This window comes from Lutimaribacter degradans, assembly GCF_023703375.1.
GTDB classification, from domain to species: domain Bacteria; phylum Pseudomonadota; class Alphaproteobacteria; order Rhodobacterales; family Rhodobacteraceae; genus Lutimaribacter; species Lutimaribacter degradans.
On sequence record NZ_JAMQGO010000018.1, the window covers coordinates 24,272 to 34,358 of the forward strand.

8 protein-coding genes and 1 pseudogene are annotated in these 10,087 nt (G+C 63.7%); 4 read left to right on the forward strand and 5 right to left on the reverse strand.

The genetic code is table 11. The features are described from left to right. Positions 1 to 125: 125 nt before the first annotated feature. A complete protein-coding gene (gene parE, locus M8744_RS16950) occupies positions 126 to 2,081 on the reverse strand; it encodes a DNA topoisomerase IV subunit B (protein ID WP_251419939.1) in 1,956 nt (651 codons plus the stop codon). 278 nt (positions 2,082 to 2,359) lie between these two features. Here parE and M8744_RS16955 point away from each other — a divergent pair, with 278 nt between their 5' ends. Next, entirely contained in the window at positions 2,360 to 3,124 is a 765-nt protein-coding gene (locus tag M8744_RS16955; protein ID WP_251419940.1) for a redoxin domain-containing protein, read from the forward strand. Positions 3,125 to 3,210: 86 nt separating this feature from the next. On the opposite strand, the gene M8744_RS16960 is transcribed toward M8744_RS16955, so the two are convergent. After that, a complete protein-coding gene (locus M8744_RS16960; protein ID WP_251419941.1) occupies positions 3,211 to 4,074 on the reverse strand; it encodes an alpha/beta fold hydrolase in 864 nt (287 codons plus the stop codon). Next, positions 4,074 to 5,357, reverse strand: coding sequence for an alpha/beta hydrolase family protein (locus tag M8744_RS16965; protein WP_251419942.1), 1,284 nt, complete (start codon positions 5,355 to 5,357; stop codon positions 4,074 to 4,076). The genes M8744_RS16960 and M8744_RS16965 overlap by 1 nt, the downstream gene beginning before the upstream one ends. Before the next feature lie 243 nt (positions 5,358 to 5,600). On the opposite strand from M8744_RS16965, the gene M8744_RS16970 reads away from it, so the two are divergent. The 3 genes from M8744_RS16970 to M8744_RS16980 all read left to right on the forward strand — a co-directional run bounded on the left by M8744_RS16970 (position 5,601) and on the right by M8744_RS16980 (position 8,120). Further along, positions 5,601 to 6,221, forward strand: coding sequence for a DUF1007 family protein (locus M8744_RS16970; RefSeq protein ID WP_251419943.1), 621 nt, complete (start codon positions 5,601 to 5,603; stop codon positions 6,219 to 6,221). Then, entirely contained in the window at positions 6,212 to 7,123 is a 912-nt protein-coding gene (locus M8744_RS16975) for a nickel/cobalt transporter (protein ID WP_251419944.1), read from the forward strand. The genes M8744_RS16970 and M8744_RS16975 overlap by 10 nt, the downstream gene beginning before the upstream one ends. Before the next feature lie 202 nt (positions 7,124 to 7,325). Continuing rightward, positions 7,326 to 8,120 (forward strand): SDR family NAD(P)-dependent oxidoreductase, encoded by a 795-nt coding sequence (locus M8744_RS16980; protein ID WP_251419945.1) that lies wholly within the window; start codon positions 7,326 to 7,328, stop codon positions 8,118 to 8,120. A 3-nt stretch (positions 8,121 to 8,123) separates the two neighbouring features. Here M8744_RS16980 and ade read toward each other — a convergent pair whose 3' ends face one another. Both ade and M8744_RS16990 read right to left on the reverse strand, forming a co-directional pair. Further along, on the reverse strand, positions 8,124 to 9,818 hold the full coding sequence (ade, locus tag M8744_RS16985) for an adenine deaminase (RefSeq protein WP_251419946.1): 1,695 nt from the start codon (positions 9,816 to 9,818) through the stop codon (positions 8,124 to 8,126). Between the two features lie 184 nt (positions 9,819 to 10,002). After that, positions 10,003 to 10,087 (reverse strand): annotated as a pseudogene (locus tag M8744_RS16990) (IS5/IS1182 family transposase); the annotation flags it as partial.

The following is a 10,087-nucleotide window of genomic DNA, read 5'->3' on the forward strand; positions in this document are numbered from 1 at the left end:
AGCAGGTCGAGAGGTGTGCCGGGCTGAAGCCCGGCAACCCGGTGATACCCGTCGCCCCGAATGATCCGCGCAAGGCGCCGTCGCGCGTCTGGAACGTTCCAAGGGGCGCCAGATTGCCGATGTCCCTAAAAATCCAATTCTTCGACGAACCGCGCGTTTTCCTGGATATACTGAAACCGCAATTCAGGCTTCTTGCCCATCAGCCGCTCCACCAGGTCGCCGGTCTGGCCGGGTTCGTCCTCGTCTATCGTCACGCGGATCAGCTTGCGGGTTTTCGGGTCCATCGTCGTTTCCTTCAAATCCTTGGCGTCCATCTCGCCCAGGCCCTTGAACCGCTGCACGTCGATCTTGCCCTTGCCGCCCAGCCCCTTGGCCAGCCATTTCTCTTTTTCCGCTTCGTCCGAGACATACATCCGGCGCGCACCCTGCGTCAGGCGATAGAGCGGCGGGCAAGCCAGGTACAAATGTCCCGTATCGATCATCGGACGCATCTGGGTGAAGAAAAATGTCATCAGCAGTGACGCGATATGCGCGCCGTCGACATCGGCATCGGTCATGATGATGATCTTGTCATAGCGCAGGTCGTCGACGTTGAATTTCGTGCCCAGCCCGACGCCGAGGGCCTGGGTCAGGTCGCTGATCTCGGCATTGGTGCCAAGTTTCGAACTGGCCGCGCCCAGCACGTTCAGGATCTTGCCGCGCAAAGGCAGCAGGGCCTGCGTGCGGCGGTCTCGCGCCATCTTGGCCGAACCGCCCGCGCTGTCGCCCTCGACGATAAACAGCTCGGTCCCGTCGCGGTTGGTTGCCGAACAATCGACCAGCTTGCCGGGCAGGCGCAGTTTCTTGGTGGCGGTCTTGCGCTGGGTTTCCTTTTCCTGACGTCGGCGCAGCCGTTCCTCGGCGCGCAGCACCAGGAAATCAAGGATCGCGCCAGCCGATTTGGTGTCGGCGGCCAGCCAGTTGTCGAAATGGTCGCGGACCGAGTTTTCGACCATGCGCTGCGCTTCAACCGTGGCAAGGCGATCCTTGGTCTGGCCCACGAATTCAGGGTCGCGGATGAAGCATGACACCAGCGCACCGGCGCCGGTTGCCAGGTCTTCGCGGGTGATCTGGGCAGCCTTCTTGTTGCCTACCAGTTCGCCATAGGCCTTGATGCCCTTCAGGATTGCGGCCCAGAACCCGGCCTCGTGCGTGCCGCCCTCGGGGGTGGGGACGGTGTTGCAGTAGGATTGGATGAAACCGTCGCGCGCCGGAGTCCAGTTGATCGCCCATTCGACCTTGCCGGGGGCCTTGAATTTCTCGAACGACACGGTACCGGAAAACGGGGTTTCCGCGTAGGTCGAGGCACCGCCCAACGCCTCTTTCAGGTAATCTGACAGGCCGCCGGGAAAGTGGAATTTTGCTTCGGTCGGGGTTTCTCCGTCGCTCGTGGCGCATTTCCAGCGGATCTCGACGCCCGAGAACAGGTAGGCCTTTGAGCGGGCCATCTTGAACAGGCGAGCGGGTTTGAGCTGCAACGCGCCGAAAATCTCGGGATCGGGGTGGAAGGTGACGGCCGTGCCGCGCCGGTTGGGCGCGGCGCCGATTTTCTCCAGCTTGCCCTGCGGCACCCCCCGCGAGAATTCCATCGCGTAAAGTTCCTTGTTGCGCGCCACCTCGACCCGCAGGTGATCGGAGAGCGCATTGACCACCGAGCTGCCGACGCCATGCAGGCCGCCCGAGGTTTCGTAGCTGTCGCCCGAGAACTTGCCGCCCGCGTTCAGGGTACAAAAGATGATTTCCAGCGCCGATTTCGACGGATCCTTGGGGTGCGGGCCGGTGGGAATTCCACGGCCGTTATCGCGCACCGAAACGTGCCCGTTGTCGTGCAGTTCCACCTCGATCCAAGTGGCGTGGCCTGCCACGGCCTCGTCCATCGAGTTGTCTATGATCTCGGCCACCATGTGATGCAGCGCGCGATCATCCTTGCCGCCGATATACATGCCCGGTCGCAGCCGGACATGCTCCATGTCTTCGAGTACCTGGATCGAGGCGGCATCGTAGTCAGAGGACGTGGCTGGGGTCAGAAGGTCGTCGGCCATTGTGCTTGCTGCTCATGATTTGATTGATTAGTGTGCAGTATGGCAGAGCGGGCAAGGCGGGGGAAGTGGGCGTAACCCCTGGTTACTGCCCCGCATGAGGGCCTATGGCCGGTGAACGGGCCCGCCGCCACCTCGTCCACGGCATGGCGATGACGGAATGCATGAAAAAGTAGAATAAATCGAGGGCTTGCCTTAATAATGCCTAGTTTTGCCGAAAGGGTGCACCTTACGGTTGTTTTACAAGTGCTCTTTTGTTTTCTGCAAAATAGGAGCATCAAATGATCACCTTCAGCAAACCCAAGCCCAAAACCGGCGAAAGTTGGATCGAAATACCAGGCGGCTACAAGGCCACGCGCAAGTGGGCGCCCCAGATCGGGGATATCTTTCCGAATTTCAGCCTGCCGTCCCCCGATGGCACGATCACCTTTCACAACTGGGCCGAAGGTCGATGGACGGTTCTGTCCAGCCATACTGCGCCGTTCTCGCCCGTTTGTACCAGCGAGCTCATGTCTCTGGCGCTGCTTCAGGCAGAGTTTGAAAAGGCGGGTTTCTCGGTCATGTCACTGACCGTCGGCGGGGTGAACACGGTTTCACGCTGGATCACCGATATCGAAAAGCGGTTCGATCTCTCGGTCGATTTTCCGGTTCTTTGCGACCGGGAAGGGACGTTGGTGAAGGATATGGGGTTGATCCATCCCAAGAACATTCCCGGCATGACGATACGCAAGAGCTTTGTCATCGATCCAGGCCTGCGCGTGCGGCTGATGTTCGATTTCCCTGCGAAAATCGGTCGCTCGTTCGAAGAGTTGCTGCGTTGCGGGCAGGCATTGCGAATCTCGGATCACACCTCGATGGCGGTGCCGGCCGATTGGACAACGGGTGATCCATTGATGCCGGGCCCCGACATCAGCGACGAGGAGCTTGATAAACGGTATGGCACCATCTGGACGAAGCTGGGCGATTATCTGCGCATCGTGCCGATGCCCGAGGCCGCGCCTGTGACGCCACTGATGGTGCCGCGGCCAAGCATCGCCGCAGAATGACCGCGCGGGCCCGCCGACACCGGCTAAGGCCATGTTGGCGGGGCTATTTTTGGTGACAGGCCCGCCACGGTGGTGGTTTGCCGATTCTAGCGGGCCAGCCAGTCGCGAATGATCTGCGCCACCGCGGCGGGTTGTTGGTGATGCAGCCAGTGATCGGCGTCCGGCACGGTGGCGCGGGTCAGGTCGGCGCAATAGGCCTCTAGCCCCTCGGTCGCCTCGGGCAGAAGGGCTGTGTCGTTCTCACCCCAGATCAGAAGGTGCGGCATCGGCACGCGCAGCTTGTCATGGGGCAGGTCGGCTGCCGGATGGCCCGGTTCGGGTACCACCAGCGGCGAGGCACGATACCAATTGACCATGCCGCGCATCCGTCCCGGACGGGCCCATTCGGCCAAGTAGTCTTCCAGCCGACCACCGGCCAGCCAAGACATGTCCATATGCGCGGCAAAAAGCGCGCGCAGCTTGGCGAAATCGTCGGCTGCCAGGATGTTCTCTGAGCCTTCTGCGCGCAGCCACGGGATGTATTGCGAGGCGGCAGTTTGCGCGCCGCCCGCCGCCAGCGCGCGTTGGAACGGGGCGGGATGCACGCCGTTCATGACGATCAGGCGGTCGACCAGGGCAGGCTGGAACATCGCCAGGCCATAGGCCACCGCCGCGCCCCAATCGTGGCCCAGCACGGTAACGGGTGCGCCGATCTGCCCGATCAGCGCGCTCATGTCGCCCACCAGTTTCGCGGTCTTGTAATGATCCGTGTCCTGTGGGGCCCAGCTTTGGCCAAACCCGCGTTGATCTGGGGCGATCAGGCGGTACGCCGGCAGGTGCGCGGCCAGTTCGGCCCAGGCGCCGCCATATTCGGGAAAGCCGTGCAGCGCCAGGATGGGCGGCGCATCCGCCGCCCCCCATTCGCGGATGTGAAAGCCGTGGCCACCCAGCTCGGCAGTGTATTCGCGCATCATTCCCCCTTGTTCAGCGTCTCGAAACGCAGGCCCGCCGCGGTGCGCGGGGCAAACCCGGCCCAATAGTTGTGGTCGTCCTTTTCTTCGCCCGCGTCGTTTCGCGAAACCTTGCCCTCTTCGGCGTATTCAACCAGGTCGAAATAGCGGGCCATGTTGCTGTCGCCCTTGAGGTGCAGGTTCATGAAACCAGTGGCGAAATGCTGCGCGATGTTGTTCATGCGCACGTTGTCCCAGACGGCGTCGGCGTAATGGTCGAAGGGCATGAAATCCAGCACCCCGGTATCTTCCCACGCTTCGGCGGGCGCGGGGATCGGCGCGGCGGCGTTGTGGTTGGCGCCGATGAACGTCAGCAGGTGCCGATCGGTGCCGGTTGCCTGTTCGAAAATCTGCCGCATCGCCGGGTAGACAGACACGTCATCGACCGACCCGGCCATCATGAGCGTGGGTTTGCGCAGGCCCGCCAGCCCCGTTTCATCCCAGAAATTCATGTTCTTGCCCCAAGGCCCGATGGCGATGATCGCCTTTACACGCGCGTCCATCAGCCCTGCATGGGCATCGGTGCCGGCCTGGTTTGCGGCCAACAGGCCCCGGGGTGTGCCCCAGCTGTAATCGACCGCCTGTTGCGTCACGCCCGCCCCGCCGAAGATCAGCGCGCCATAGCCGCCCATCGAATAGCCGATAACGCCGGTTGTGTCGGTGTCGGCAATGGCACCAAGCGGCCCGTCAAGCCCGGCCATGTGGTCGATCACGGCCTTCTGGTCCCACGGGCGGTTATAAAGCGTCGAGCCAAAAGCGGCCTGATCGGAATAGGTGCTGTCGGCATGGTCAATCGACACGGTGACATATCCCTTGGAGGCCAGGTTTTCGCCGAGGTGACTCATGAGGAAACGGTTGCCGGGGTAGCCGTGGCTGATGACGACCAACGGAAAACGGCCCTCTGCGGGCGTCGCATCGCGGGCGGCGCGGCCTGTCAGGGTGGTAGCGGTCTGGCCGTCGCGGATGACGGTTTCATAGGTGCCGCCCGCTTGGGTTCCGGGGGCGGCCGGATACCAGATTTCCACCGTGTAAGACCGGTCATAGGTCGGCGTGGCGGTTTCGGTCACATTCACGATGTCGACGCGGCCCGGCACGGTGAAACTGCGTTCCTGTACGCCCACGGGAAAATCGCCATAGGGGGCAAGCGCGGGGGCATCGGGGCGAATGGTATCGATAGGGTTCTGGGCCATGAGCGGTGTTGCGGCGAGTGTGGCGGCCAGCGCCGCGCTTGTTGCATGTTTCATTTGTCGGTCTCTCCCTTTTGCTGTTTCTTGACATAGGCTTGCAAGCATCGTTGCAAACGAGGATGCGATTTTGTTGCGTCAAGCGCATGACATGCGCGCCGGGTTTGCCCCGGCGCCGGGGCGCTGTTGCGAGGGGTAGCAAGACGAATGGGCAGGGTCGCCGCGCCCCGCGCTTCGGCGCGATTTGGCGCAAGTCCTGCATGTCGTATTGATGCGCGGCGCCCGATCGCCTAAGCCCAGGCCATGCGTCGTATCCTTGCCTCAGCCCTGCTTTTGTTCACCGCTCCGGCGGCCAGCGCGCATCCGCATGTTTTCGTGGATACCGCTCTGCATATCGTCACCGATGATGCGGGCCGTATAACCGGGGTCGAGGTTCATTGGGCCTATGACGAGCTTTACAGCCTGCTGGTTCTGGAAGACATGGCACTGGATGACGATTACGACGGCGTTCTGACCGAGGCCGAGTTGGAGGCGCTGCACGGCTTTGACATGAACTGGGTCGAAGGGTTCGCCGGCGATCTGTATGCCAGCCGGTCGGGTGGTGCGCTCGTCCTGGGGCCGCCGCAGCCGCGCGGAACCGAGTTTGCAGATGGCAAGATCGTCACCCGGCATTACCGGCCACTGGCCGATGGCACGGCGCAATCGGTGACGTTGCGCGCCTATGATCCGACCTTTTACACCGCCTACGATCTCACGGGGGGCGTTCACGCGCCCGAGGGCTGCGAGGTTGCCATCGAGAAACCGGATCTCGATTCTGCCTATGCCGAGGTCGAGGACCAGCTGGAAGACCTTCCGCCCGACCCCGAGGATTACCCGGCCGTGGGCGACCTTTTCGCGGATACGGTGGTTGTGTCATGCGGCTGATCGTCTGGGCCGCGTTGGCGGGCATCGCCGCGCTGGCGCTGTGGCTGTGGGGGATGGGCGGTGTCGACGATGTCAGCCGCTGGGCCGCCGATGGACAGCGCGACGTGCAGAACGCCATGGCGGGGCTGTTGCGACGGCTGCGCGGCGGCGACCCGGCGGCATTGGGCGGGCTTTTGGCGCTGTGTTTTTCCTACGGGTTTTTCCACGCGGCTGGTCCGGGGCACGGAAAGATCCTGATCGGGGGATATGGCGTCGGCCGTCGTGTGCCGCTGCTGCGCCTGTCGGGCCTGGCCGTGGCGTCAAGCCTGGCGCAGGCGCTGACAGCGATCGCCATGGTCTATGCCGGTGTGCTTGTGCTTGACCTAACGCGCGACCAGATGGTCGACACCGCCGAACGCGTGCTGGCGCCGGCCAGTTTCGCGATGGTGGCGTTGGTGGGGCTGTGGCTGTTCTATCGCGGTTTGCGGCGCTTTGGCCGGCAACCTGCGTCGGGACCGCAGCTTCAAGACCATCATCACGACCATGATCATGGCCCCGATTGCGGCTGCGGCCATGTCCACGGCCCCACGCCCGAACAGGCGGCCGAGGTGCGCTCGCTGCGCGATGCGCTGGTGCTGATCGGGGCGGTTGCAGTGCGGCCCTGCACCGGGGCGTTGTTCGTGCTGATCCTGACCTGGCAGATGGACATTCGCATGGCCGGCATCCTTGGGGCGCTGGCGATGGGGCTGGGCACGGCCAGCGTGACGGTAGCCGTGGCGATCCTGTCGGTCGTGCTGCGCGAGGGGACGTTGATGCAACTGGGCGGCGGTGCGCGGTCGCTGCGCGCGTTAAGCCTGATCGAGATCGGCGCGGGCGCGGTCGTGGCGCTGGTGGCCGGGCAATTGGCGCTATCGGCGCTTTGACCGGGGGCCGGTGCGCCGCCGTGCCGGGCGCGTTTTGCCGAAATGGCCGGAAACACCTTGATTCGATTGGATTTTCGTGCCGGGATAGGCAGAATGATCGGCGCAGCTGCGCGACCGCGCCGCCCCCGTTGCCAAGATTGTGGGCCGCGGGGCAAGGTGTGCCGGCCACCTAGCAATAGCGAACAGGGGAGAGTGCAGGAAAATGACCGACATGCAGGGGCGCAAGGCGCTGGTGACCGGGTCGGCCACCGGGTTGGGGCGGTCGATGGCCGTGAAACTGGCCGAGCGGGGCGCGGATGTGATCGTGAATTACACGCGCTCGTCCACCGAGGCGGAAGAGGCGGCTGACCTGTGCCGCGCAGCGGGTGCCGAGGTCAAGGTGGTGCAGGCCGATGTATCGACCACCGAGGGCGCCCGGGCACTGGCTGCTGCGGCACAGGGCTGGGGGCGGCTGGATATGCTGGTGAACAATGCCGGCATCACCCGGCACGCGCGCGACCACGCCGACCTCGACGCGCTCGGCCGTGACGATTTCCTCGATGTCTACGCGGTCAACGTGGTGGGGCCTTACCTGACTTTGCAGGCAGCGAAACCCTTGCTGGTGGCGGCCCATGCCGATACCGGACGGGCGGCTTCGGTGCTGAACACCTCGTCCATCGCCGGCGTCAAGGGTGTCGGCTCATCGGTGGCCTATGCCGCGTCAAAAGGCGCACTGAACACCATGACGCTGTCGCTGGCGCGCGCGCTTGCCCCAGCGATCCGGGTAAACGCGATCTGCCCCGGCTTTATAGGCACACGCTGGTTTCGCGATGCGATGGACGAGGCCGGGTATGCCGAGAAAGAGGCGCAGGTGGCCGCGACCACGCCGCTGCACGTTGCCTCGGGGCCGGATGACATCGCCGACGCGGCGCTGTTCTTTCTGTCGGATGCCGCGCGGCATGTCACGGGTGAAACATTGCTGGTGGATGCCGGGATGCATCTTGGCCGCGCCCGGTGATCGTCAGCCGATCAACTGGAACCGCGTCACATCCACCATCCCGCGGTCGGTGATCTTGAGCGCGGGGATCACCGGCAACGCCAGAAATGCCAGTTGCAGGAAAGGCTCGTTCAGCGTGACACCCAGCGATTTGGCGGCCGCGCGCAAATCTTCCAACGCGTGGCGCACCTCTTCGAAGGGGGCAAGGCTCATCAATCCGGCAACGGGCAGGGGTAGCTCGGCCAACACCTTGCCAGCCCGCGCGACGACGAAACCGCCCTCGATCTCGGACAGGCGGTTCGCGGCCAGCGCCATGTCGGCATAGTCGACACCGACGCAGGCGATGTTGTGGTGATCGTGGCACACGGTCGAGGCGATGGCGCCCGCCCGCAGGCCGAACCCGCGCACGAAGCCGGTGGCAATATTGCCGTTCTTCCCGTGCCGTTCGATCACCGCGATGCGCACCAGGTCACGCGCGGGGTCGGGGCGCTTGTCTCCGTCAAGTATTGGCACGGTTTCATGCAGGTGCTCGGTGATGATCTTGCCCTCGACGATGCCGATCACGTCGGTATTTTCGCGGTTGGCGGTCGCACGAAAACTGTCAGCTGTCACGCGCGGCGCCTTGACCGAGTTGCGCCCCACCGGCGCCACGTGGCCGCGCGTGGCAAAAGCGGCCTCGCATACCCGGACACCGCCGGCGAAAACCATCTCGACCGTGCAGGCGTCGACATCGGAAAGGGCCACGATGTCGGCCCGCCGCCCCGGTGCGACCTGGCCGCGATCTTTCAGGCTGAACGCCTCGGCCCCCGAAAGCGATGCCGCGCGATACGCTGCCAGCGGCGGCGTGCCCAGCCGGATCAGCTCGGACACCATGAAATTCAGGTGCCCCTCTTCCCCGATATCCAGCGGGTTCCGGTCGTCGGTGCAAAGGCCCATATAGGGGGCCGTCGTCAAGCTGAGCAGGGGTTGCAGCGCGTGCAGATCCTTGGAAACCGAGCCTTCACGGATCAGCACGCGCATCCCTTTTTGCAGCTTTTCGCGTGCCTCTTCGGCGGTGGTTGCCTCGTGCTCGGTGCGTATGCCCGCCGCGACATAGGCGTTCAGGTCGTGTCCGGACAAAAGTGGGCAATGCCCATCGATATGCCCGCCCTCGAACAGTTGCAGTTTGGCTATTGCCGCGGGGTCGCGGTGAATCACGCCGGGGTAGTTCATGAACTCGGCCAGCCCGATACCCGACGGGTGGCCCATCACCGGGCGCAGGTCAGCCGCCTCGATCCGGGCACCGGCGGTTTCCATATCCGTCGATGGCACGCAGGACGAAAGCTGCACGCGGATATCCATCAGGGTGTGCTGGCTGGCCTGCTGAAAATACCGGATGCCGTCCGTGCCGATCACGTTGGCGATTTCATGAGGGTCACAGATCGCGGTTGTCACGCCCAGGGGCGTCACGCAGCGATCGAACTCGAACGGTGTCACTAGCGACGATTCGATGTGCAAATGCGTGTCGATGAAGCCGGGCACCAGTGTCATTCCGGTAACATCAACGATCGAACGGCCCTCGTAGCTGCCGCCGATTCCGACGATCGTGTCACCGCAGATCGCCACATCGCCCGGCACATGCGTGTCGGTCACCAAGTCCCACACCGTGCCGCCTCGAAGGACGAGATCGGCAGGCTCATCGCCACGCCCCTGCGCGATACGGGTTTCAAGATCGGTCATTCAATGCTCCGCCGTTGCCATTCCGAGATACCGTGCATGGGTGGAACATGCCACAAGAACCGTCGGGCTGCGACCGGCCGTGCCGACTCGACCAGGTCTTTTCTGCCCTGTCCCATCCGCCCGGAACTCTCGCTCTGACGTGCTTGCTGTTCTTGTTTCGCGCGGTTACTTCTAGGCTCAGGACTCATAGCCAATAAATGACGAGCGCCGCGAGTGCGATGGCGGAGAGGAAGACCTTTGGGCATCTGTCGTATCGGGTCGCCACACGT

Excerpts from the sequence above, each read along its gene's own strand:
- M8744_RS16975 (WP_251419944.1), top strand. The coding sequence starts at position 6,212 with ATGCGGCTGATCGTCTGGGCCGCGTTGGCGGGCATCGCCGCGCTGGCG.
- ade (WP_251419946.1), bottom strand. The coding sequence starts at position 9,818 with ATGACCGATCTTGAAACCCGTATCGCGCAGGGGCGTGGCGATGAGCCT.
- M8744_RS16960 (WP_251419941.1), bottom strand. The coding sequence starts at position 4,074 with ATGCGCGAATACACTGCCGAGCTGGGTGGCCACGGCTTTCACATCCGC.
- M8744_RS16970 (WP_251419943.1), top strand. The coding sequence starts at position 5,601 with ATGCGTCGTATCCTTGCCTCAGCCCTGCTTTTGTTCACCGCTCCGGCG.
- M8744_RS16965 (WP_251419942.1), bottom strand. The coding sequence starts at position 5,357 with ATGAAACATGCAACAAGCGCGGCGCTGGCCGCCACACTCGCCGCAACA.
- parE (WP_251419939.1), bottom strand. The coding sequence starts at position 2,081 with ATGGCCGACGACCTTCTGACCCCAGCCACGTCCTCTGACTACGATGCC.
- M8744_RS16955 (WP_251419940.1), top strand. The coding sequence starts at position 2,360 with ATGATCACCTTCAGCAAACCCAAGCCCAAAACCGGCGAAAGTTGGATC.
- M8744_RS16980 (WP_251419945.1), top strand. The coding sequence starts at position 7,326 with ATGACCGACATGCAGGGGCGCAAGGCGCTGGTGACCGGGTCGGCCACC.